This is a genomic window from Microvirga roseola, from assembly GCF_020866965.1.
In the GTDB taxonomy this organism is placed as follows: Bacteria; Pseudomonadota; Alphaproteobacteria; order Rhizobiales; family Beijerinckiaceae; genus Microvirga; species Microvirga roseola.
The window spans coordinates 85,864-108,232 of sequence record NZ_JAJATX010000005.1; the positions used below are offsets into that span (position 1 = coordinate 85,864).

19 protein-coding genes are annotated in these 22,369 nt (G+C 65.5%); 7 read left to right on the forward strand and 12 right to left on the reverse strand.

Annotation, left to right across the window (positions count from 1 at the left end; all coding sequences use genetic code 11):
- The 9 genes from LG661_RS05340 to LG661_RS05380 all read right to left on the reverse strand — a co-directional run bounded on the left by LG661_RS05340 (position 1) and on the right by LG661_RS05380 (position 11,335).
- Entirely contained in the window at positions 1-1,731 is a 1,731-nt protein-coding gene (locus tag LG661_RS05340; RefSeq protein WP_230530841.1) for a mechanosensitive ion channel family protein, read from the reverse strand.
- A 92-nt stretch (positions 1,732-1,823) separates the two neighbouring features.
- Entirely contained in the window at positions 1,824-3,320 is a 1,497-nt protein-coding gene (locus LG661_RS05345) for a sensor domain-containing diguanylate cyclase (RefSeq protein ID WP_230530842.1), read from the reverse strand.
- A 150-nt stretch (positions 3,321-3,470) separates the two neighbouring features.
- Entirely contained in the window at positions 3,471-3,902 is a 432-nt protein-coding gene (locus LG661_RS05350) for a RidA family protein (RefSeq protein WP_230530920.1), read from the reverse strand.
- A 32-nt stretch (positions 3,903-3,934) separates the two neighbouring features.
- Positions 3,935-5,140, reverse strand: a complete 1,206-nt coding sequence (locus LG661_RS05355) for an acyl-CoA dehydrogenase family protein (RefSeq protein ID WP_230530843.1) — start codon at positions 5,138-5,140, stop codon at positions 3,935-3,937.
- 1 nt (position 5,141) lies between these two features.
- On the reverse strand, positions 5,142-5,978 hold the full coding sequence (locus tag LG661_RS05360; protein ID WP_230530844.1) for an enoyl-CoA hydratase family protein: 837 nt from the start codon (positions 5,976-5,978) through the stop codon (positions 5,142-5,144).
- On the reverse strand, positions 5,975-6,484 hold the full coding sequence (locus LG661_RS05365) for a MarR family winged helix-turn-helix transcriptional regulator (protein ID WP_230530845.1): 510 nt from the start codon (positions 6,482-6,484) through the stop codon (positions 5,975-5,977). Before LG661_RS05365 ends, LG661_RS05360 begins: the two co-directional genes overlap by 4 nt.
- Position 6,485: 1 nt before the next feature.
- The gene (locus LG661_RS05370) at positions 6,486-7,253 is read right to left on the reverse strand and encodes an SDR family NAD(P)-dependent oxidoreductase (RefSeq protein ID WP_230530846.1); all 768 of its coding nucleotides are present in this window, start codon (positions 7,251-7,253) and stop codon (positions 6,486-6,488) included.
- Position 7,254: 1 nt separating this feature from the next.
- On the reverse strand, positions 7,255-9,609 hold the full coding sequence (locus tag LG661_RS05375) for a bifunctional salicylyl-CoA 5-hydroxylase/oxidoreductase (RefSeq protein ID WP_230530847.1): 2,355 nt from the start codon (positions 9,607-9,609) through the stop codon (positions 7,255-7,257).
- 76 nt (positions 9,610-9,685) lie between these two features.
- Entirely contained in the window at positions 9,686-11,335 is a 1,650-nt protein-coding gene (locus LG661_RS05380; RefSeq protein ID WP_230530848.1) for a benzoate-CoA ligase family protein, read from the reverse strand.
- Between the two features lie 310 nt (positions 11,336-11,645).
- Between LG661_RS05380 and LG661_RS05385 the strand changes: the two genes are divergently transcribed.
- The 7 genes from LG661_RS05385 to LG661_RS05415 all read left to right on the forward strand — a co-directional run bounded on the left by LG661_RS05385 (position 11,646) and on the right by LG661_RS05415 (position 17,943).
- Entirely contained in the window at positions 11,646-12,821 is a 1,176-nt protein-coding gene (locus LG661_RS05385; protein ID WP_230530849.1) for an ABC transporter substrate-binding protein, read from the forward strand.
- A gap of 144 nt (positions 12,822-12,965) precedes the next feature.
- On the forward strand, positions 12,966-13,886 hold the full coding sequence (locus tag LG661_RS05390; protein WP_230530850.1) for a branched-chain amino acid ABC transporter permease: 921 nt from the start codon (positions 12,966-12,968) through the stop codon (positions 13,884-13,886).
- A gap of 9 nt (positions 13,887-13,895) precedes the next feature.
- Positions 13,896-14,927 (forward strand): branched-chain amino acid ABC transporter permease, encoded by a 1,032-nt coding sequence (locus LG661_RS05395; RefSeq protein WP_230530851.1) that lies wholly within the window; start codon positions 13,896-13,898, stop codon positions 14,925-14,927.
- Positions 14,920-15,675 (forward strand): ABC transporter ATP-binding protein, encoded by a 756-nt coding sequence (locus LG661_RS05400; protein WP_230530852.1) that lies wholly within the window; start codon positions 14,920-14,922, stop codon positions 15,673-15,675. The genes LG661_RS05395 and LG661_RS05400 overlap by 8 nt, the downstream gene beginning before the upstream one ends.
- The gene (locus LG661_RS05405; protein ID WP_230530853.1) at positions 15,675-16,373 is read left to right on the forward strand and encodes an ABC transporter ATP-binding protein; all 699 of its coding nucleotides are present in this window, start codon (positions 15,675-15,677) and stop codon (positions 16,371-16,373) included. The genes LG661_RS05400 and LG661_RS05405 overlap by 1 nt, the downstream gene beginning before the upstream one ends.
- A 12-nt stretch (positions 16,374-16,385) precedes the next feature.
- Positions 16,386-17,204, forward strand: coding sequence for an alpha/beta hydrolase (locus tag LG661_RS05410; protein WP_230530854.1), 819 nt, complete (start codon positions 16,386-16,388; stop codon positions 17,202-17,204).
- Positions 17,205-17,385: 181 nt separating this feature from the next.
- Positions 17,386-17,943 (forward strand): histidine phosphatase family protein, encoded by a 558-nt coding sequence (locus LG661_RS05415; protein WP_230530855.1) that lies wholly within the window; start codon positions 17,386-17,388, stop codon positions 17,941-17,943.
- Between the two features lie 9 nt (positions 17,944-17,952).
- On the opposite strand, the gene LG661_RS05420 is transcribed toward LG661_RS05415, so the two are convergent.
- The 3 genes from LG661_RS05420 to LG661_RS05430 form a co-directional block, all read right to left on the reverse strand.
- Positions 17,953-18,180 carry a hypothetical protein gene (locus tag LG661_RS05420; protein ID WP_230530856.1) on the reverse strand — a complete coding sequence of 76 codons (228 nt, stop codon included), beginning with the start codon at positions 18,178-18,180 and terminating at the stop codon, positions 17,953-17,955.
- 54 nt (positions 18,181-18,234) lie between these two features.
- On the reverse strand, positions 18,235-21,570 hold the full coding sequence (mfd, locus tag LG661_RS05425; protein WP_230530857.1) for a transcription-repair coupling factor: 3,336 nt from the start codon (positions 21,568-21,570) through the stop codon (positions 18,235-18,237).
- An 84-nt stretch (positions 21,571-21,654) separates the two neighbouring features.
- Positions 21,655-22,311, reverse strand: coding sequence for a class I SAM-dependent methyltransferase (locus LG661_RS05430; protein WP_230530858.1), 657 nt, complete (start codon positions 22,309-22,311; stop codon positions 21,655-21,657).
- Positions 22,312-22,369 lie beyond the last annotated feature (58 nt).

Genomic DNA, 22,369 nt, shown 5'->3' on the forward strand with positions numbered 1-22,369 from the left:
TCAGGCCGGGTCCTTCAGCGGCACGACGTTGTCGGCCGAGGGAGCCTCCTCGGCTCTGGCCGCGGCAAGCATCCTGTCCCGCAGCATGAGATCGATCTCCTGCTGGATCCTCAGGAAGTCGTCCCATTTCGAGGTCGCGATCAGGGCGTGGATCTCCACCTTCGGCTTTTCCTCGTGTCCTTCCCGCAGCCGCGCCTGGACCGAGCCGGGCTCGATCTTCGGATGCTCCGCCACCAGGGCTGCGACGGCCTCAATTTCGTGGCGGATGGCTGCGGTATCGGCCGCGCGGATGCCGACCACCCGGTCATAGGGCATCCGGTCGCGGCTGGTCAGGTTGATGATGTTCATGTTCACGAAGGTGGCGTTCGGGATCGTGATCAGCGTCCGGTCGAGCCCTCTGATCCGGGTCGAGCGGATCCCGATCTCCTCGACCCTGCCTTCGAGATTGCCGAACCGGCAGAGATCGCCCACGCGCACCGGCCTGTCCGCATAGAGGATCAGGCCGCCGATGAAGTTCTCCAGGGTGGGCTTGGCGGCAAGGGCGACGGCCAGACCGCCGACGCCGAGACCTGCCAGAAGGCCTGCGAGAGGAATGCCAAGATGGGAGGCGCCGTAGATCAGGAGCACGAGAGCGACCGCGATCCCCCCGATGCGCACGGCGGCCCTCGCGAGGTGGGCGTCGATGCTCTTCGTGGCGGAGAAGTAGAGACGTCCCGCCAGGGCGTTCGAGAAGGCGAGAACCGCCCAGATCATGGCAATGTAGGCGATCCCCTGGGCGATCTCCTCGACACCGTTGTTGACCCGGCCCGTCAGGTTGATCTGGCTGTCGGTCATATAGCGCACGAACAGAGCGGCCACCGCGAGACTGCCCGGCAGGATCATCGGCGGCAGGAGCTGCACCGTTCCGCTCCGGGAGGAGCCGGCACCTCGTGCCAGAGAGCGCATGCCAAGGACCGCGCCGATGGCGAGGCCTGTCACCAGGGCGAAGGCGATCCATTGCCAGACCGCCTGGCCCTCAATCTCGACCTTCAGCGGAGCCGGCAGAGCCTCGACGAGGCTGTACCATTTCGGCGGCAGCAGGTGGCCGGGCGACTGGCTGAAGAAGTCGTAGAAATCGCCCGGAACGCCGCTCAGCTTCGGCTCACTGCGGATCAGGCGATAGAAGTCCTCCAGCCGCAGAACCGTCTCGCTGGAGAAGAGATACTCCCCCGCCCGCGGCCCGTCGGCGATGCGGATGATCCTGATTTCCGTGCCCGGCACATTCCAGGCCGGCACCGGCTTTGCCGCGATCTCCCCGTCTCCGGGGACGGCGCTCGGGTCCGGCAGGGGCACCCGGTCGAGGACCTCCTGCAGGAGAAGGACGGATTCGAGCCGCCGGTGCTCGAGCTCCACCGGCGGAATGTCTCGCAGATCGAGGGACCGGGAGGCCTTTGCCAGGAGGGCATCGGCTTCCGCCACCTTTGCTGAAACGCTCTCGCTCCAGGAGACGCCCGGCTCGGACACGTTCTGCCGGTAGGCCCCCATGAGCAGGGCCGTCGCCTGCGAGACGTCGGCCCGGAAGCCCTCCAGGGTCGCCCGGGGACTCGAGGTCTGCGCCGGAGCGATGAAGCCGAGACTGCCGAGGGCCTGGGGCGATCCGAGGAACTGAAGGGCGACGAACAGGACGACGAGAAGGGCAGCGACCAGGGGCGCTGCCGCCTCGCGGAGAGGCCGTCGCGAAGAGATGGTCATGGGATCCTCCCGTTCATCGTTCTGGCCAGAAGATCGCCCGCCCTCATCCTAGCCCAACCGGGAATCCCCTCCAACGAGCGGAATCCCGCGCGTTATGATGCTGCGGCCCGGCTGCCATCCTTGATGGATTTATGATAGGCCCGCTTCGCCTCGTACATCATCAGGTCGGCCCGCGTCACCACGGATTCCAGCCGCTCGCCGGGCTGGCTGGTGGCCGCGCCCATGGCGAAGCTTAGCTCCAGGCTGGAATAGAACTGGTTGTTGACCTCGAGCAGGTTCTCGATGCTCTCCAGCACCGTCTTGCCGTCGCGCTCGTCAGTGGCCGGCAAAAGCAGCGCGAACTCGTCTCCGCCGATGCGGGCCGCATAGGACGGCTTGTCGACCGCCTTGCTCAGCACTTCGCCCGCTCGGCGCAGCAGGTCGTCGCCCGCGGCATGACCCAGCTGATCGTTGACGGCCTTCAGGCCGTTCAGGTCGATCATGATGATGGTGACGGGGAACGGGCCCTTGCGCTCCAGGCGGTTCAGCTCGTCGGCAAAGAAGGAGCGGTTGTAGAGCTTGGTCAGCACGTCGTGCTTGCCGAGATATTCCAAATAGGCCTCGGCTCGCTTGCGGGCGGTGATATCCGTCAGCGCCACCTGGACCAGGGACCAGTCGTGCTCGTAGCCGGGGAGCACCGAGAACTGCAGGTGAAGGTGCAGCTCGTCGCCGTCCAGCGTGTAGTTCACGACCTCGCGCTGCTGGAAGATCCTGCCATGCCAGAGATCGACCAGCTGCTCCCGGAAGTGGTCACTCATCTCTTCCCTGAGCACGTCGGTGAGGCGGCGCAGGAGCATCTGCTTGTCCGGGGCGGCGAAGAGTTCGAGCGTGTGGCGGTTCACGTCGACGACGCGGATCTCGGCCATGCAGCGCTCGACGAATTCGGGATGCACGTCGGTGAAGACGCGGAAATCGGAAATGCCCTGCTGACGCACCTCGTCGAGCAGCTGCTTCACGGCGCTGAAATCCTCCACCCAGAGCGACACCGGGGAGTGCTCGAAGAGGCCCCGCGCATATTCCTCGCTGATGGTCAGCTTGCGCCTTGCCGTTTCGCGCTCCGTCACGTCCTCGATTGCGACGAGAACCCGGTCCCAGTTGTCCTCGTGGCCGGGCAGGATCGTTGCCTTCAGCTGGATGTCGAGCCGCTTGCCCGACAGGGTGTAGTTCACGGTATTGCTGGAGATCTCGGCCTTTCCGTCCCACAGCTGAACGAGCTCATCGACATAGGTCGTGAACATGTCCTTGCTGAGGATACGGCCGAGATTCTCCACCAGATGGTTCAGGCTGTCCGCCTCGAAGAGACTGAGCGTCTTGCTGTTGACCTTGAGGACGCGGATCTGATCCGAGCAGGCCTTTACGCGTCCCACATCCGCCAGCAGGTACTCCCTCAAGGAGGTGACGCCGGCCTCACGCCACTCGTCGAAGAGGCGTTTGAGACCGCTGTAATCCTCGAGCCAGAGCGAGACCGGCGCCAGCTCGAACATCTCGGCATAGTCATGGAGCTCGCCTTCGGACGAGGTGCCCGAACGGTTGTCGTTGAGTCGGAGCATGGAAGACCTGCAGCCTGTGCGGATTCACAGGCGCAATTCACACTCTTTGGCCTGTGTAACACTAGATCAAGCCTGATGCCTTTTTAGGCATAGGTGAACGTTGTGTTGAAACGGTGCACACAGGCAACAGGATCGGCGGCAGCCTGGGCGTCATTCGGAACGCTGCACGATCGCCGTCGCCTCGATTTCGACCCGGGCCGCCTTCTCCACGAGGCGCACGACCTGGACGAGCGCCATGGCGGGGTAATGGGTGCCGAACACCTCCCGGTAGGCCCGGCCCAGCTCGCGCAGATTGGCGAGGTATTCATCGATGTCGACGACATACCATGTGAGCCTCACGAGATGCCGGGGCTGCGCGCCGCCCTCGGCCAGGATGGCGCAGATGTTGGTAAAGATCTGCCGCGCCTGTGCGACGAAGCCATCCGCGAAGACGCCGTTCTCGTCCCACCCGACGATCCCGCCGGTGACGAGCACACGGCCCTCGCCCATCATCCCGTTGGCATAGCCCTTCGGGACGGGCCAGTTTCGGGGGTGAAGGGTCTCGGGTCCGTCGTCGGATTCGAGTTTATCCGCTGAGCCCACAAAGGCGGTCACTGGCGTCTCTCCATCGTTTCTTATTCGGCGGCCGTGCGGCTTGTCGCAGCGCGCTGGCCCTCCAGCATCTTCAGAAGCTCGCGGGCGATCACGATCTTCTGGACCTCGGTCGCACCCTCATAGATGCGCAAGGCCCGGATCTCGCGGTAGAGCTCCTCGACCTTCACGCCCTTGGTGACGCCGAGTCCGCCGAAGATCTGCATCGCCCTGTCGATGACGGCTTGAGCGGTTTCGGTTGCCTGCATCTTCGCCATGGCGGCTTCGCGGGTGACCCGCTCTGCGCCCTGATCCTTGGTCCAGGCGGCGCGGTACACGAGCAGAGCCGCCGCATCGACCCCGGTCGCCATGTCGGCAAGTGCGCCTTGGGTCATCTGAAGGTCGGACAGGGGCGCACCGAACAGCTTGCGGGAGGAGGCATGGCTCAGGGCCTCGTCCATGGCCCGGCGCGCGAAGCCCAGGGCCGCTGCGCCTACCGTGGAGCGGAACACGTCGAGGGTCCCCATGGCGACCTTGAATCCCTCCCCCGGCCCGCCGACCCTTTGCGACAGGGGCAGCCGGCAGCCCTCGAAGCGCAGAGTCGCGAGAGGATGCGGCGCGATCACGTCGATGCGCTCTTGGACGGTCAGTCCCGGCGTCTCCGCATCGACCACATAGGCCGACAGCCCCTTCGCCCCCGGAGCCTCCCCCGAACGGGCGAAGACCACATAGTGGTCGGCAATCCCGCCATTCGAGATCCAGGTCTTCGCGCCATCCAGGCGGACGTGATCCGGCCCGTCGGGCGTTGCGGTGGTGCTCATGGCGGCCACGTCCGAACCGGCTTCCGGCTCCGAGAGCGCGAAGGCGGCAATGGCCTCGCCCCGCGCTACCGGCGGCAGGTAGCGGCTCTTCAGCTCCTCCGAGCCGAAGAGCGTGATCGGCCCCGTGCCGAGGCCCTGCATGGCGAAGGCAAAATCCGCCAGCCCGTCCCGATAGGCCAGGGTCTCGCGGGCAAGGCAGAGGGTGCGGACGTCGAAAGCGGGATAGAGCCCTCCATAGGCCTGCGGCACCACTGCCTTCAGCCAGCCGCCCTCGCCCAGTCTCCGCACGAGGCGGCGGCAGGAGGCATCAACGTCGTGGTGATCGACCACGAGGCTGACCTCCTTCTCGGCCCAGGAAGCCAGAACTTCAGCGAAGCGCCGATGGCGATCCTCGAAGAACGGCCAGGAGAGAAAGCTTGCATCGATCATCTCAATCCCCCTGGAAGACCGGCTTTTCCTTGGCGGCGAAGGCCCGGTAGGCGCGGGCGAAGTCTTCCGTTGTCATGCACAGGGCCTGCGCCACGGCTTCCGCCTCGATGGCTTCCTCCACCGACATGGCCCATTCCATGGCGAGCATCCGCTTCGTCATGGTGTTGGCATAGGTCGGGCCGGTGCCGATGGCGCGCGCGAGACCGCCGGCCTCGCTCAGGAGACTGCCAGCATCGGCAAGACGGCTGAAAAAGCCCCAGCGCTCCCCCTCCTCAGCCGACATGAAGCGGCCGGTATAGAGCAGTTCCGAAGCGCGGCCTTGGCCGATGATGCGGGGCAGGATGGCGCAGGCTCCCATATCGCAGCCTGCGAGCCCCACTTTGTTGAACAGGAACGCCACCTTGGCGCCGGGCGCGGCAAGCCGAACGTCCGAGGCCATGGCGATGATCGCGCCGGCGCCCGCGCAGACGCCTTCGACAGCGGCGACGATGGGCTGAGGCGCGGCGCGCATCGCCTTCACCAGCTCCCCGGTCATGCGGGTGAAGGCGGTCAGCTCCTTGGTGTCCATCTCCACCAGCGGCCCGATGATCTCGAACACGTCGCCGCCGGACGAGAAGTTGCCCCCTGCCCCGGTGATGACGATGGCCTTCACCTGATCGTCCTTGGCGCAGGCGTGAAAGAAATCCGTCAGCTCGCGATAGCTCTCGAAGGTGAGCGGGTTCTTCTTTTCCGGCCGGTTGAGCGTGACGGTCGCAACGGGCCCGTCGACCGACAGCAGAAAGTGCCGGGGCTCGTAGGAAGCGAGCGGCAGGGTGACTGAGTTGGCGTAAGTCGTCACGAGGCGTCTCCCACGATGGCGCGCCGGGCCGACCCTTTGGTCTTGGCGAGCAGGCGCATGAGGTCCTTCTGGTCTTTCGGGGTCAGGTCCGCGAAGAGTTCGGCGATCCAGCCCTCGTGCTCCGCCGCCATAGCGCGGAACTCCGCCCGCCCGGCTTCCGTCAGGCTGACGACCTGCGCCCGCCGGTCGGTCGAGGAGACGCGTCGGTCGAGATGGCCCGAAGCCATGAGCCGGTCGACGAGACCGGTCAGGTTGCCGTTCGATACCATCATGCGCCTGGAGAGGTCGGACAGCGTCATGCCGTCGGGGGCCTTGTCGAGCTGAGCCATCAGGTCGAAGCGGGGCAGCGTCACGTCGAAGCTCTCGCGCAGGCGGCGGCGCACCTCGCCTTCGATGAGGGTGGTGCAGGTGAGAAGGCGAAGCCACAGGCGCAGCTCGTCCCGGTGGTGCTCCGGCATTTCGACCGCCTTGGTCTCGGCGTCGAGGGGGATCATCCTGTCGTCCATGTCAGATCTCTCCACCGGCCACCACGATGGCCTGCCCGGTCACGGAACGGGCCTGCTCGCCGCAGAGCCAGAGCACGGTATTCGCAATCTCCGCCGGGTCGATAAGCCGGCCCTGCGGGTTGTGCCTCGTCAGCTCGCTTAGAGCTTCCTCGCGGCTGCGGCCAGTCTTCGCCATGATGGTCCTGAGGCTCTCCGCCACCAGATCCGTATCCGTGAAGCCGGGGCAGACGGCATTGACCGTCACGCCGGTTTTCGCAGTCTCGAGCGCGAGCGCCTTCACGAAGCCGATGACGGCGTGCTTGGAGGCGCAATAGGCGCTCACATAGGGATAGCCCTTGAGGCCTGCCGTGGAGGCCACGGCCACGATACGTCCGAAGCCGCGTTCGCTCATGGAGCCGAGGACCGCCTGCACTACGTTGGTGACCCCGAGGAGGTTCACGTCCAGCATGTTCCGGAACACTTCGGGACCGGACTTCAGGAAGGGTGCAGAGACCGCCGCGCCCGCATTGGCGATCATCAGGTCGATGGGGCCATACCGTTCGACGGCCTCATGCACGGCAGCCTGCACGGCCGCCATATCCGTCACGTCGGCCATGACGGCGGCATGGGCGTCGCCCGCGTTCAGAGCCTCGTCCAGAGAAGCGGGCTTGCGCCCGACGATGGTGACGGTGGCGCCGGCCTTCACAAGGGAGGCGGCCACCGCGCGTCCGATGCCCCGGCCGCCGCCGGTGACGAGGGCATGACGGCCCTTTAAGCTTTTCGTGCCCATGTCATTCAGCAGCGAGAGGCTTCTCGCCGGCCTCCATCTTGAGTTCGGCCCGGGTCTTCGGCTTGGCCTTGATCTTGAGATCCTCGAGGTCCTGCCGGTCGCGCACGGAGTTTCGGACGATCTGATCCTTGCCCGCGAGATATTGCGGCGGACAGTGGATGTCGGTCGCGCCGTACCATGCCGCCGCCTTCATGGTGAAGAAGGGATCGACCAGATGCGGCCGGCCGAGCGCGACGAGATCGGCACGTCCGGCCGCCAGGATCGTATTGACCTGGTCCGCCGTGGTGATGTTGCCGACGCACATGGTGGCGACCTGCGCCTCGTTGCGGACCTGATCCGAGAACGGCGTCTGGAACATGCGCCCGTAGATCGGCCGCGCCTCGCGCACGGTCTGGCCCGTGGAGATATCGACGAGGTCGACGCCGTGCTCGGAGAAGGCGCGGGCGATCTCGACCGCATCCTCGCCAGTAACGCCGCCCTCGGCCCAGTCGGTGGCGGAAATGCGCACGGACATGGGCTTATTCGCGGGCCACACCTCCCGCATGGCGTCGAAGATCTCGAGCGGGAAGCGCAACCTGTTCTCCAGGGAGCCGCCGTACTCGTCCGTGCGGCGGTTGGTGAGCGGAGAGATGAAGCTCGCCAGCAGGTAGCCGTGGGCGCAGTGCAGCTCCAGCATGTCGAAACCGGCGCGGTCGCCGCGCTCGGCTGCGGCCACGAACTGGCTCTTGACAAGATCCATATCGGCGCGGGTCGCCTGGCGCGGCACCTTGCTGTCGGGGAAGTAGGGAATGGGCGAGGCGGAGCAGATGTCCCAGGCCCCGGATTCGAGCGGGCGGTCGATGCCCTCCCACATGAGCTTCGTCGCGCCCTTTCGCCCCGCATGGCCGAGCTGGAGGCAGATTTTCGCCGCCGAGTTCGCGTGAACGAAATCGACGATGCGTTTCCAGGCCGCCTCCTGCTCCTCGTTCCACAGGCCGGTGCAGCCGAGCGTGATGCGGGCCTCCGGCGAGACGCAGGTCATCTCGGTGAAGATGAGTCCCGCGCCGCCCGTGGCGCGGGAGCCGTAATGGACGAGATGCCAATCGCCGGGAACGCCGTCCGTGGCCGAATACATGTCCATCGGGGACATGACGACGCGATTGGGCACCACCATGTCCCGCAGGCGGAAGGGCTGGAACATGGGGACCTGCGGCTTCTCGACGGAGACATCGAAGCCGCTCGCCTTCACTTGGCTCGCGAAGGTCTTGTCGACGGCCTCCACGAAATCCGGCGCGCGCAGGCGCAGATTGTCGTAGGTGATGGCCTTGGCGCGGGTCATGACGCCGAAGGCGAACTGCACGGGATCGAAATCCCAGAAGCGCGCCACATGCTCGAACCACACCAGCGACACGTCGGCGGCGTGCTGGGTCTTCTCCACCTCCTCGCGGCGTCCCGTCTCGTAGAGCGAGAGCGCACCCTCGACGGTGGAATCGCGGCGGAAGGCCTCGTAGAGCGCAATCGCGTCCTCCATGGCGAGCTTGGTGCCCGACCCGATGGAGAAATGCGCGGAGGCCTTGGCGTCGCCCAGGAGCACCTTGTTGCCCATGACCCAGCGCTTGTTGCGGATCATCGGGAAATTGCGCCAGATCGAGCGGTTGGTGAGGACCTTGTGGCCGTTGAGGAACCAGCCGAAGATCCGCTCCATCAGCGCCGCCGACTCCAGCTCGCTCATCCGGTCGAGGCCGGCGCGGGCGAAGGTCTCGGGGTCGGTCTCGAAGACCCAGGTCGAGCGGTTCGCCTCGTACTGGTAGGCGTGGGCGATGAACGGGCCCCACTCGGTCTCCTGGAAGATGAAGGTGAAGGCGTCGAGCGGCCGTGTCGAACCCATCCAGGCGAACTTGTTGGGGCGAAGATCCACCTCCGGCTGGAAGTGCTCGGCATAGCGGTCGCGGAAGCGGCTGTTGATGCCGTCCGCCACCACCACGAGGTCGGCATCGCTGAACAGGCTCTCGTCGTCCACGTCCACGTCGTAGCGCAGCTTCACGCCGAGCTCGGCCGCGCGGTCCTGCAGGATGAGGAGCAGCGTGCGGCGCGAGCAGCCGCAGAACCCGTTGCCGCCGATGCGGTGTTCGCTTCCCTTGAAGTGGATGGCGATGTCGTCCCAGTAGGCGAATTCGCGCGTGATGCGCTGATAGCTCGGCAGGTCGTGCTTTTCGAAATTGTCGAGGGTGGCGTCGGAGAACACGACGCCGAAGCCGAAGGTCTCGTCGGCGCGGTTGCGCTCATAGACCGTGATCTCCGCCTCCGGACGGAGCTTCTTCATGAGGATCGCGAAATAAAGTCCCGCGGGGCCGCCGCCGATGATCGCCGTTTTCATGAGAACCCAATCCGAACGTTTCCGAATTTATTTTAAGCTTGAAATAACTGCCGATCAACCGTGGCAGGCTGCCGTCCTATGCGCTCGCGGCGAGACCCGGCCTGCCCTGCTCCTGCGCCATGCGGCGCAACGCGAAGCGCTGGAGCTTGCCAGTCTGCGTGCGCGGCAGAGCCTCCACGAATTCGATGATGCGCGGATACTTGTAGGGGGCGATCTCGGCCTTCACGTGATCCTGGAGCGCCTTGGTGAGGTCGGCGCCCGGCGCGTGGCCGGAGCGCAGGACCACATAGGCCTTCACGACCATGCCCCGTCCGTCGTCCGGGGCGCCGACCACGCCGCATTCCGCAACCGCCGGATGTGTCAGGAGCGCAGCCTCCACCTCGGGCCCCGCGATGTTGTAGCCCGACGAGATGATCATGTCGTCGGAGCGCGCCTGATACCAGAAGTACCCGTCCTCATCCATGAGATAGGTGTCGCCGGTGACGTTCCAGCCGTTCTGGACATACTTGGCCTGCCGCTCGTCGGCGAGATAGCGGCACCCGGTCGGGCCGCGAACGGCCAAGCGGCCGATGCTCCCCGGCGGAAGCTCCCTTCCCTCCTCGTCCACCACCCGCGCCTCGTAGCCGGGGACCGGCTTGCCGGTGGCGCCGGGACGGATCTCCTCCTCCCGCGCGGCGATGAAGATGTGGAGCATCTCGGTTGCGCCGATGCCATCCATCAGCCGGATATTGGTGGCGGCGCGCCACGCCTCGTAGGTACCCTTCGGCAGCGGCTCTCCGGCGGAGACGCATTTGCGCAGGCTGGAAATGTCGTAGTTGTCGAGCTTCGAGAGCATGGCGCGATAGGCAGTGGGCGCCGTGAAGCAGATCGTCGCCTTGTACTGCATGATCGCGGGCAGGAGATCGTCCGGGCCCGCCTTCTCGAGAAGCACCGTCGATACGCCGATCCGCATGGGGAAGAGCACGATGCCGCCGAGCCCGAAGGTGAAGGCGAGCGGCGGCGAACCGATGAAGCGGTCTGTCGGCTCTGCGCGCAGCACGTTCTTCCCGTAGGCGTCGCAGATCGCCAGCATGTCGCGGTGGAAATGCATCGTGCCCTTGGGCTCGCCCGTGGTGCCCGAAGTAAAGCCGATGAGGCATACGTCATCCGCCGCCGTATCCACGGCCTCGAAGTCAGGCGGCACGTCCTCCATCAGACCTTCGAGATTGTCCGGCGCTCCCGAGCCCCAATAGACGACGTGCTTTAGGTCGGGAGACAGCGCCTTCGCACGCTCCATCTCATCCGCGAGGCGGTGGTCGCAGAAGGCGATGGCGATTTTCGCCTTAGCGATCGGATAGGCGATCTCCCTCGCACGCAGCAGCGGCATGGTGGCGACGACGACGCCTCCGGCCTTGAGCACCGCAAGATAGGTCGCCACCATCATCGGGTTGTTGGCGGAGCGCAGCAGAACCCGGTTGCCCGGCACGAAGCCGAGCTTCTGGACGAGCACGTTGCAGATCCGGTTCACCCGCTCCTGAAGCTGGCGGTAGGTGAGCGTCTCGGCGGGACTGATCAGACAGGGCTCGTCGCTCCTGCCCTCCCGGACCCAGCGGTCGAGAAACTCCGCAGCGCAGTTGAGGCGGTCCGGGTACTGCAGCTCCGGCCGGTCGAACAAGAAAGTCGGCCAAAGGCCTGGAGGCGGAAGGTTGTCCCTCGCGAAGGTGTCGACATGAGCCGTGTACGCCATCGTCCGCTCCTCTGGTCTTGATTTTTTTTGCGGGAGACCTTGCCGTGAGCACCGGTCACGTCTCCGTCAGCCCGCCTGTCTTCCTCTGCGGAATCCGCTTGAAGAAATCTTAAAATTATTTAAAGCTTCAAATATTGCTTGGCAATCCCAAACATGGGGATGCGGGCAACCGGCTCGAACGAAAGGAGTGTTCGGCAGGCTCAAATTACGGCAGAGTACCGCCGACCTCGGCAGAGGCCACAAGGTCCGCCGGAGACAATCACGCAGCACGGCACACCGTGCGCAGGGAACAGCCATTCGGGAGTTCATGATGAAACTGACTGTCAAAACCCTTGGCCTCGCGGCCGCCTTCAGCATCGCCGCCGTACCGGCCCTGGCGCAGGAAAAGGTGAAGGTCGGCCTGCTGCTGACCCTCTCCGGCCCGTCGGCGGTTCTGGGCCAGCATGCGCGGGACGGCTTCCAGCTCGCCCTGAAGGATCTCGGCAACAAGCTCGGTGGCCGCGAGGTCGAACTGATCGTCGTCGACGACGAGCTCAAGCCCGACGTTGCCGTGCAGAAGGCGAAGGGCCTCGTCGAGCGCGACCAGGTCGACTTCGTGGTCGGGCCGATCTTCTCCAACGTGGCGGTCGCCACCCACAAGCCGATCACCGACTCCAAGACCTTCTACATCAGTCCCAATGCCGGCCCGTCGAACCTCGCCGGCAAGAGCTGCGACCCCTACTTCTTCGCGACGTCCTACCAGAACGACCAGAACCACGAGGTTCTGGGCAAGGTCGCCGAGAACCGCGGCTACAAGCGCGTTTATCTCCTCGCCCCGAACTATCAGGCGGGCAAGGATGCGCTCTCGGGCTTCAAGCGGCACTACAAGGGCGAGATCGTCGAGGAATCCTACGTTCCGCTCAACACCCTCGACTTCCAGTCGGAGCTCGCCAACATCGCGGCGCTGCAGCCGGATGCGATCTTCACCTTCATGCCCGGCGGCATGGGCGTGAACCTCGTCAAGCAGTACCGCGCGGCGGGCCTTGCGGATCGCGTGCCGTTCCTCTCCGCCTTCACGGTCGATGAATCGACGCTGCCGGCGCAGCAGGATGCGGCGCTCGGCATGTTCGGCGGCTCCAACTGGGCTCCGAACCTCGACACGCCGCAGAACAAGAAGTTCGTGCAGGACTACGTTTCGGCCTACAATTCCGTGCCGGCCTCCTACGCCATGCACGCCTACGATGCGGCGCTCCTCATCGACAGTGCCCTCAAGGCGACGGGCGGAAAGACCGACGACAAGGAGGCCCTGCGCGCCGCCCTCAAGAAGGCGGACTTCAAGTCCCTGCGCGGCGACTTCAAGTTCGGCGCAAACAACTTCCCCGTTCAGGACTTCTACCTCGTGAAGGTCGGAAAGCGCGACGACGGCAAGTTCCAGACCGAGATCGTCGAGAAGGTGTTCGACGATTACGCGGACGCCTATGCGAAGGAATGTGCGGCGACGAACTGAGCCGCATTCCGACACCTGCCCGCCCCGTTCAGGCCTGCGCCTGATACGGGGCGGCCCTTTATCCCGCGTACGCCGCCGGCATTCTCGCCGCAGGGCTGACGAGCCAAGGCTCGCCGGTGAACGTCCGCCGCCAGTGAAGCGCCGATGACCGCAACCCTCCTTCTGATCCAGACCCTGAACGGCCTTCAGTTCGGCCTCATCCTGTTCCTGATCGCCGCCGGGCTGACGCTGGTCTTCGGCGTCATGGACTTCATCAATCTGGCGCACGGCGTCCAGTACATGATTGGCGCCTACCTGATCGCGGCCTTCAGCGCGTGGACAGGCAGCTTCGGCTGGGGGCTCGTCCTCGCCCTTCCGACGGCGCTGGCCTTCGGGCTTCTTCTCGAAGTGCTCATCTTCCGTCATCTCTACGAGAGGGATCACCTCGATCAGGTGCTCGCCACCTTCGGCGTGATCCTGTTCCTGAACCAGGGCGTGAAGTTCGTCTGGGGCGCAGCCCCCCTCAGCGTGCCGGTGCCGGAGATCCTGTCGGGCTCCGTCGAGATCGCGGACGGGCTGCTCTATCCGGTCTATCGCCTCGCCATCATTGCGGCGGGCCTCCTCGTCGCCGCCCTGCTCTACGTGCTCGTCAATTACACCCGGGTCGGCATGCTGGTGCGCGCGGGCGCAACGAACCCGCAGATGGTGTCGGCGCTCGGCGTCAACATCAAGCGGCTGTTCATGATCGTCTTCGGCTTCGGAGCCATGCTCGCGGGCTTTGCGGGCGCCATGGTCGCCCCCATCCTCTCGGTCCAGCCCGGCATGGGCGACAACATCCTCATCCTGGCCTTCGTGGTGATCGTGATCGGCGGCATCGGCTCGATCCGCGGGGCCTTCCTGGCGGCGCTCCTGATCGGCCTCGTCGACACCATCGGCCGCTCCTTCGCCCCGAACCTGCTCAGGCTCGTTCTCGACCCTTCGGCGGCGAGCCAGACCGGACGGGCGATTGCGCCGATGCTCATCTACATCTTCATGGCGGCGGTGCTGTTCTTCCGCCCCTCCGGCCTGTTCCCGGTGAAAAGGTAACGCGCGGCCATGACGGAACTCACCGGAACGCAGACAGCCCCGGCGCCCTCCTCGGGCATGCGGATCGACATCATCCCTATCATTCTGTTCGCCGCCTTTGCCGCCGCCCCCCTCTTGGCCTCCGCCTCGGGTGCGGAGGGATATGTCCTCTCGCTCCTCACCCGCGTGATGATCTTCGGCCTTGCGGCCATGTCGCTCGATCTCATCCTCGGCTACGGCGCGCTCGTGAGCTTCGGGCATGCGGCCTTCCTCGGCATCGGGGCCTATGCCGTCGGCATCCTGGCGAGCCATGGGGTGGAGGACGCGCTGATCCAGATCCCGGTCGCGCTCGCGGCCTCCGCCCTTTTCGCGCTGGCGACGGGCGCGATCTCGCTGCGGACGAAGGGGGTCTATTTCATCATGATCACCCTCGCCTTCGCGCAGATGCTGTTCTTCCTCGCCACATCCCTTGGACCCTATGGCGGCGACGACGGCATGACGCTCCCGACCCGCAGCCTCGTGGCGGGCGCCGGATTCCTGGAGAACGATTACGCCTTCTACGCCGCAACCCTCCTCTGCCTCATCGGGGCCTATCTGCTGTCGCGAGCCATCGTCACGTCGCGCTTCGGGCGCGTGCTGCGCGGTACGAAGGAGAACGCCGTGCGCATGGAGGCCATCGGCTTCCAGCCCTTCCGCTTCCAGCTTGCAGCCTATGTCGTCAGCGGCATGATCGCGGGACTTGCAGGCTGCCTCATGGCCAACCAGGCGGAGTTCATCAGCCCGGCCTTCATGACCTGGCAGCGCTCGGGCGAGCTGATCTTCATGGTGGTGCTCGGCGGGCTCGGCTCCCTGCATGGCGCGATCATCGGGGCCGCCGCATTCCTGCTCCTCGAGGAGTTCCTGCCGGAAATGCTTCATGCGGCGAGCTTCTTCCTGAACGACGACGTCCGCTGGCGGCTGACGGAAAACTGGCAGATGGCCTTCGGCCCCATCCTGATCCTGATCGTGCTGTTCGCCCGAGGCGGCATCATGGGCGTGTTGCGGAGAGGTTCCCATGGCTGAGCCCCTGCTCGAACTGCGCTCCCTGCGGAAGGCTTATGGCGCGCTCGCCGTCACGGACGACGTGAGCCTGTCCATCAGGCCCGGCGAACTGCACGCCATCATCGGCCCGAACGGTGCAGGCAAGACGACGCTGATCCACCAGATTTCCGGCATGCTGCCTTCCGATTCCGGACAGATCCTGTTCGATGGGGAGAACGTCACCCATCTCTCCATGCCCCAGCGGGTAAGGAGAGGGCTCGCCCGCTCGTTCCAGATCACCTCGATCCTGCCGGGCTTCTCGGCGCTCGAAAACGTGGCGCTCGCAGTCCAGGCGCGGCACGGCTCGAGCTTCCGCTTCTTCGGCAACGCGGCACAGGAGCAGGCGCTGAACGAGCCCGCCATGCAGCACCTGAACACGGTCGGGCTCGGTGGCCGCGCCAGCATCCCTGCGGGTCTTCTCTCTCACGGCGAGAAGCGGCAGCTCGAACTTGCCATCGCGCTGGCGACGGAGCCGAAGCTTCTCCTGCTCGACGAGCCTCTGGCGGGCACCGGCCATGAGGAATCCCTGCGGGTCGTCGAAACGCTGCGGCGTCTGAAGGGGCGCATCACCATCGTGCTGATCGAGCACGACATGGACGCGGTGTTCTCGCTCGCCGACCGGGTCAGCGTCGTCGTCTATGGCCGCGTGATCGCAACCGATACACCCGAAAGCGTAAGGGCGAACGAGGACGTGCGCACCGCCTATCTCGGCGAGGAGGAAACGGTCTGATGCTCACCGTGCGCCAGCTCCAGGCATCCTACGGGGCAGCCCAGGTCCTCTTCGACATCTCGCTCGATGTCGGCGCAGGCGAAGTCGTGACACTGCTCGGCCGCAACGGCATGGGCAAGACCACCACCGTGCGCTCCATCATGGGCCTGCTGCGCCCGCGCGGCGGCGAGATCCGCTTCGACGGCGTCGCCGTGACGGGGCTCGCACCCTATCGCGTGGCGAAGGCGGGCATCGGGCTCGTGCCGGAAGGGCGGCAGATCTTCCCGACCCTGACGGTGGAGGAGAACCTCGTTGCGACCGCATCCGCCCGCAGCGGCGCCCGGCGCTGGACGCTGGATTCGGTCTATGAGCTCTTCCCGCGCCTGAAGGAGCGGCGCGGCAATCTGGGAACGCAGCTCTCCGGCGGCGAGCAGCAGATGCTCGCCATCGGGCGCGCGCTGATGACGAACCCGAAGCTCCTCATCCTCGACGAAGCGACGGAGGGTCTGGCACCCCTGATCCGCGCGGAGATCTGGTCCTGTCTCAAGCGGCTTCGCGGCGAGCAGCAATCCATCCTGGTGATCGACAAGAACGTGGATGCGCTGGCAGGCTTCGCCGACCGGCATGTCATCATCGAGAAAGGCCGCTCGGTCTGGACCGGCACGAGCGCGGAGCTGGTGGCCGATGCAGGCCTCAAGGACCGGTATCTCCACGTCTGAACGGGGCGCAGCATGGTGAGCGACATCGACTTCGAGGCGGAATACAACAACCGGGCCCGCGTTCCCGATCATCCCGCCCACATCGCAGGCTGGCAGCGGGATGCCGCCACCTACCGCGAAAAGGCCTCCTGCGAACTCGATCTCGCCTATGGGCCGGGCGAGCGCCACCGGCTCGACCTGTTCCACCCGCCCGGCGGCGACAGCGGCGGCCCCGTCGTTCTGTTCATTCATGGCGGCTACTGGCAGGCCTTCGACAAGTCGTCGTCCAGCCACCTCGCGCGCGGGGCGAACGAGCGGGGGCTAATGGTCGCCATACCGAGCTACGATCTCGCCCCCTCCGTGAAACTCGCCGACATCGTCGCAGAGATCGAAGCGGCGGCGGATTTCGTCATGCAGCGCACCGGCCGCCCCCTCGTTGCAACCGGTCACTCGGCGGGCGGACACCTTGCCGCCTGCCTCATGGCGCGGCGCACGCCTGCGCCGATGCCGGTGCGGTCCGCCATGCCGATCTCCGGCCTCTTCGACCTCGCGCCTCTCATTCCGACTTCGATCAACCGGGCGCTCGGGCTCGACGAGGGTGAGGCTCGTGAGATGAGTCCCCTCGCCTGGGATCCTCCGGCAGCTGGTCGCCTCGTCGCCGTGGTCGGCGGCGCAGAGAGCAGCGAATTCCTGCGCCAGTCGCACAGCATCGTCGAGGGCTGGGGCAAGGCGGGCGTCGCCACGCGCTACCATGAAGTGCCGGGTGCGCATCACTTCGACGTGATCGCCGGGCTCGCGGAGCCTGCGGACCCGCTCGTCGGTATTCTCGTGGATCTTGCCGCGGACGCTTAGAGCATCGTGCGGAAAAGTGGATTCGGTTTTCCGCACTCAGCGATGCTGTCATCATAAGAGAAAGCATCGGATGGGATCCCAAAAGTGCAAGTCCACTTTTGGGATCCCATCCGATGCTTTAGCCCCTCCCCATCGCGCGAGCCTGCTCCATCTGCCGTGTCGTCCTTCATGGAGGTGACCGATGCGCTTTGCTCTTGCCCTGACGATCCTGGCTGCAACAGCGCTCGCGCAGCCGCTCGCCGCATCGGAAGCCGCATGGCAGGCGTTGCGCGATGGCGGCACCGTCGCCCTCCTCCGTCATGCCCGCGCGCCGGGCACCGGCGACCCGGCAGGCTTCAAGCTCGAAGACTGCTCCACCCAACGTAATCTCTCCGAGGAGGGCCGGGAGCAGGCGCGCCAGCTGGGCGAGACGTTCGGGGACAGGCAGATTCCCGTCACACGGGTGCTTTCGAGCCGGTGGTGCCGCTCGCTCGACACCGCCCGCCTCGCCTTCGGCGACAGGGCCGAGCCCTATCCGCCTCTCGATTCCTTCTTCCGCAGCCGGGGAGATCGGGAGGCCCAGACGGAGGCTGTCCGGGAACTCGTCCGCGGCTGGAGCTCCGAGGGCGTACTGGTCCTCGTCACGCATCAGGTCAACATCACTGCGCTGACGGATGTCTTTCCGGCCGAGGGCGAGGTGATCGTGCTGAGGCCGAAGGCCGAAGACGGCTTCGACCTTGTGGGCAGGATCAGGATGTGAGGGAAGGCCTCAATCCCCGGCTTGCCACTGATCGACCATTCCCTGGCTCATATAGGGATGTCCGGCCTCGTTCAGGGCCCGATCCAGGGTCTCGATGGCGACGAGCACCTTGGTCAGCTCCTCGGCCATCTCGACCGAGGGCAGCGGAGCTTCGGCAACATGCCGCGCCATCTCGCTTCGGCGCTTCACGAGGCTCTCGCGGGCTGCATTCAGTTCCTTGATTTCCTCAGGCGTCATCGTCTCCTCGCCCTTCCATCGGTTGCAGGGGTAAGTCGGGTCGGTGAAATAGGTTCATCCCTCGAGACGGTCCAGCAGTTCGACGATCTGCTGCAGGCGCTTCTCGGGCCGCTCGTCGGAACGCTCGAAGATCAGCCGCTCGCCGCTCCAGCGAAGCTCGTCCGGAGCATCGCCGATGACCTGCTCGACCGGGAACCGGCGCACGGCCCCGGGCCGGAATGTCAAGGCAATGGCCTGCGGCCCGGCATCGATGCGGGCGATGCCGATGCGAAGGCAGAGCCGTTTCAGGTTCGTGAGATCAAGCAGGTTCTGCACCGGCTCCGGCATGGGCCCGAAGCGGTCCTCGACCTCGGCGGCGAGATCGTCGATCGTTTCGCTCGCATCGGATCGCGTAAGGCGGGCATAGAGATTGATCCGCACCTCCGGCTCGGCGACGTAATCCTCCGGGATCGTCCCGTTGAGCCCGATATTGAGCTCAGGCGTCCAGTGGTCGCCGAGGGCTTCGCCGCGCAGGGCGCGCTTGAGCATGTGCTGGTAGAGATCGGCCCCGATGAGCTTCATATGGCCCGCCTGTTCCTCGCCCAGAAGCGCGCCCGCGCCGCGCTGGTCGAGATCCTTCGCGCTGATGGCGAAGCCTGCGCCGAGCCGGTCGAGCGCCTCCAGTGTCTTGAGGCGCCTTTCCGTCGCCTCGGAGAGTGTCTGGCCCGGCTCCGTCAGCAGATACGCCGCACCGCGAACGCGCCCGCGCCCGACGCGTCCCCTCAACTGGTGCAGCTGCGACAGACCGAACCTGTCGGCGCGCCAGACCAGCATGGTGTTGGCGCGCGGCACGTCGAGGCCGCTCTCGATGATATTGGTGGCGAGCAGGACGTCGCCCTCGCCATCGGCAAAGCGCACCATGGCCTCATCCGTCTCGGCGGGCGGCATCTGGCCGTGGGCGACGAGAACATCGAGTTCCGGGACGATCCGGGCCAGTTGCTCTCGCATCGGCTCGATATCCTCCACCTGCGGACAGACCACGAAGCTCTGCCCTCCCCTGCGACGCTCCCGCATCAGCGCCTCGCGAGCGGCCGCGGGATCGAAGGCTGTCAGGAATGTGCGGATCGGCTGGCGTCGGGCCGGAGGGGTCGCGATGATGCTGAGTTCCTGCAAGCCCACCAGGGCCGATTGCATCGTGCGTGGAATCGGCGTTGCGGTGAGCGTCAGGATATGCCCGCCCGCCGCCATGTCCCGCAGCTTTCCCTTGTGGGCGACCCCGAAGCGCTGTTCCTCGTCGATTACGAGAAGACCCAGATCCTTGAAGGTCACGCCCCTGGCCGCAAGCGCATGCGTCCCGATGACGACGCGGATCGATCCGTCGGCCAGCCCCTTCTTCACCAAGCGCGCCTCGGCCGGTTTCACGAGGCGCGAGAGATGCGCCACCTCGATGCCCAGGCCTGCGAAGCGGCGCTCGAACGTCCGCAGGTGCTGTCGCACCAGAACCGTTGTCGGCGCGGCGACGGCTACCTGCCGTCCGGCAAGCGCAGCCGCCGCGGCCGCGCGCAGCGCAACCTCCGTCTTGCCGAAACCAACATCGCCGCAGACGAGCCGGTCCATCGGGCGGCCCGATGTCAGGTCGTCGAGGACCTCGTCGATAGCGCGCTGCTGGTCCGGCGTCTCGGGATACGGAAAGCGGGCGACAAAGCGCTCGTAATCGCGACCCGGCGGAACGAGCGGCTCGAGTTTCCTGGTCTTGCGGGCCTCGACCGTCTCGGTCAGCCGTCTCGCCGTTTCCTGAAGATCGGCATCGACCTTTTCCCGTCGCTTCGGCCAGGATTCCCCATTCAGCTTGTCGAGCGTCAGGGATTCCGAAGCCGACCCGTAACGCCAGATGCGACCGATCTCGGCGACGGGAACCATGAGCTTGTCATCACCTGCATAGGACAGCCTGATCGTGTCGTGGCTTTCCGTCTCCCCTACGGAGATGGTCTCGATCCCTTCCAGAAGGCCGATGCCGTGATCGGTATGAATGACGGCGTCGCCGATACGAAACTCAAGATCGGTGAATTGCAGGGCAGCAAGATTGGCCTCGCGCTCGGAATCGTGCGTTGTCCGACTGCCCAAGAGGTCAGGCGCTGCGATGACGGCGACGCCGTTCTGCTGATCGACGAAGCCGCCCGTCAGGTCAGCTTCCAGCATGAACCATGCTCCGGAGTCCCCACCGGCAACCTCGCGCCAGTGTTCGGCAAGCGCGGGCACGACCTGCAGATTTTGCACCCGGCGCTTGAGCCTGTTGAGATCCTGACGCGTCGCTGCTGCGAGAACGATCTTCCGGCCTGCCTTCATCTGCGCCTGCGCGAAGTCGGCTAGAGCCCGCGACGGCCGCGGCAAGCGCGCAAAGCGTGGAACGGCGACTTTCTCCGCCTCATCGCGAGGGAGCGACTTAAGAAACGTGAGGCGGCGTTGCGCCGTCGAGGCATTCCACTCGTCATCCTGGATGAAAAGGCGCTCGGGCGCGACGGCGGACGGCATTGCGGACGTCTCCCTGCGAAATCGCGTGCTGCTCTCGTAGGCGTCGGCAATCTGCTGCATCACGAGCCTTCGCCGCTCCTCTGCTCGCTCCTCGATGACCATTGCGGCCTCGGGCCGGTAATCGAAAATGGTCTCGAGACAGGGATAGAACTCCGGCAGGCGATGTTCGATTCCAGAAGCGCGCTCGGTCTGCTCATCACCTCCAGGGGCATCCTCGAAGAGGACCTCGGAAGCAGGTTCCAGATCCAGTGTTTCGACGTCGGACAGGGTGCGCTGCGAAACCGGATCGTAGCAGCGGATCGCGACGATACGGTCCTCGTCGTGCTCGGCCCGGTAAGGGAGCCGGCTGTCGGCCGGAAAAAGGTCGATGACCTGACTGCGGATCGCAGCCTCGCCCGGTTCGTCGACCCGCTCGTCGAGGATGTAGCCGGTACGATGCAGATAGGTTTCAAGTGCGGCCTGCGAATAGGCCTCACCGGCTCTGAACGTAAAGGTCGAATTCGCCCAGGTTTCGCGTGGCGGCACACGCTGAACGAGAGCGGCCGGGCTCGTGATCAGCAGGTGCGGGCCCAGTCCGGGCCCGGCCAGACGGCGAAGAACCGATGTGCGTCGTCCCATCACCTCGCGGGAGGGCGACACGCTGTCGTAGGGAAGGCAATCCCAAGGCGGAAGGAGATGCACGTCCAGATCCGGAGCCAGCCCCTTCAAGGCCTGCGCCACCTGCTCCGCCCGGCGCTCATCCTCCGCTATATAGATCAGCCCGCCCGGCCCAGCCTCCTCGGCCCAGCCGATAAGGCGAACCGCGTGCAGCCCTGCCGAGGGCGGCAAGGAGAGGTCGATCCGCCTGATATCCTGCGGCACGGCGGGCTTCGCTTCCATGACAAACTCTTGAGACGGGTAGTGGACGGCAGGGAAGTCAACGCCGCTCGCCGATGCCGGTTGCACATCTCCCGATCGCGGGCCCTACTTGGTGATGCGGCACTTGGGCGGATCGAATTCGAGCGGCGTCTTGCCGAGTTCCGCAAAGAAGTCGTCGAAGGCTGTCCTGACCCCGTCCCAGTAGGGATAGTCGTCGCCGATGAGAATGCCGCCGGGGCGGATCATGGGCCACCATTCCGAGAGATCGGAGACGACGGCGTTGTAGTCATGCCCGCCGTCGATGTGAACGATATCCGGCTCCACGCCGAAATGCCGGAGGACATTGGCGGCATTGGTGGAGTCCAACGGCAGAGGCAGCACATAATCCTGCAGACCGGCCTCGACCACATTCGTGGCGAAGGTGCGGTAGAGCGCAGGATACCCGTTGACGAGGTTAAGGTGCTCGAACCACTCGTCGGTGATCCAGTGGTCCCAGGCCCCGAGCCATGTATCGACTGCGATGACGACGCCATCCAGATCGAGCGCCTTCATCGCCGATGCCATCGTGATGGTGGAATTACCCTTCCAGACGCCGATTTCGACGACAATGGAAGGCTTCAGGCTCTCGATTGCTTCGGTGAGATAGTGATGGGTCGAGCCCCAGCCCTGCCGGTCGGGCCGGTAGAGTCGCGCCGGGTAATCCCGGAGCGGGTCCTGACCGCGCCAAAGGCGTTGAACCAGTGCATCTCTGGCCTTGGTCATTCCGTGCGCCTCCCCTTCGGTCCCGATATCGCCTCAGGTTCAACGCCAAGCTACGGCT

What these genes read in the sequence shown, in the direction of transcription:
- LG661_RS05340 (WP_230530841.1), bottom strand. Translation starts at nt 1,731, where the DNA reads ATGACCATCTCTTCGCGACGGCCTCTCCGCGAGGCGGCAGCGCCCCTG.
- LG661_RS05345 (WP_230530842.1), bottom strand. Translation starts at nt 3,320, where the DNA reads ATGCTCCGACTCAACGACAACCGTTCGGGCACCTCGTCCGAAGGCGAG.
- LG661_RS05355 (WP_230530843.1), bottom strand. Translation starts at nt 5,140, where the DNA reads ATGATCGATGCAAGCTTTCTCTCCTGGCCGTTCTTCGAGGATCGCCAT.
- LG661_RS05365 (WP_230530845.1), bottom strand. Translation starts at nt 6,484, where the DNA reads ATGGACGACAGGATGATCCCCCTCGACGCCGAGACCAAGGCGGTCGAA.
- LG661_RS05370 (WP_230530846.1), bottom strand. Translation starts at nt 7,253, where the DNA reads ATGGGCACGAAAAGCTTAAAGGGCCGTCATGCCCTCGTCACCGGCGGC.
- LG661_RS05375 (WP_230530847.1), bottom strand. Translation starts at nt 9,609, where the DNA reads ATGAAAACGGCGATCATCGGCGGCGGCCCCGCGGGACTTTATTTCGCG.
- LG661_RS05380 (WP_230530848.1), bottom strand. Translation starts at nt 11,335, where the DNA reads ATGGCGTACACGGCTCATGTCGACACCTTCGCGAGGGACAACCTTCCG.
- LG661_RS05385 (WP_230530849.1), top strand. Translation starts at nt 11,646, where the DNA reads ATGAAACTGACTGTCAAAACCCTTGGCCTCGCGGCCGCCTTCAGCATC.
- LG661_RS05390 (WP_230530850.1), top strand. Translation starts at nt 12,966, where the DNA reads ATGACCGCAACCCTCCTTCTGATCCAGACCCTGAACGGCCTTCAGTTC.
- LG661_RS05395 (WP_230530851.1), top strand. Translation starts at nt 13,896, where the DNA reads ATGACGGAACTCACCGGAACGCAGACAGCCCCGGCGCCCTCCTCGGGC.
- LG661_RS05400 (WP_230530852.1), top strand. Translation starts at nt 14,920, where the DNA reads ATGGCTGAGCCCCTGCTCGAACTGCGCTCCCTGCGGAAGGCTTATGGC.
- LG661_RS05405 (WP_230530853.1), top strand. Translation starts at nt 15,675, where the DNA reads ATGCTCACCGTGCGCCAGCTCCAGGCATCCTACGGGGCAGCCCAGGTC.
- LG661_RS05410 (WP_230530854.1), top strand. Translation starts at nt 16,386, where the DNA reads ATGGTGAGCGACATCGACTTCGAGGCGGAATACAACAACCGGGCCCGC.
- LG661_RS05415 (WP_230530855.1), top strand. Translation starts at nt 17,386, where the DNA reads ATGCGCTTTGCTCTTGCCCTGACGATCCTGGCTGCAACAGCGCTCGCG.
- LG661_RS05420 (WP_230530856.1), bottom strand. Translation starts at nt 18,180, where the DNA reads ATGACGCCTGAGGAAATCAAGGAACTGAATGCAGCCCGCGAGAGCCTC.
- mfd (WP_230530857.1), bottom strand. Translation starts at nt 21,570, where the DNA reads ATGGAAGCGAAGCCCGCCGTGCCGCAGGATATCAGGCGGATCGACCTC.
- LG661_RS05430 (WP_230530858.1), bottom strand. Translation starts at nt 22,311, where the DNA reads ATGACCAAGGCCAGAGATGCACTGGTTCAACGCCTTTGGCGCGGTCAG.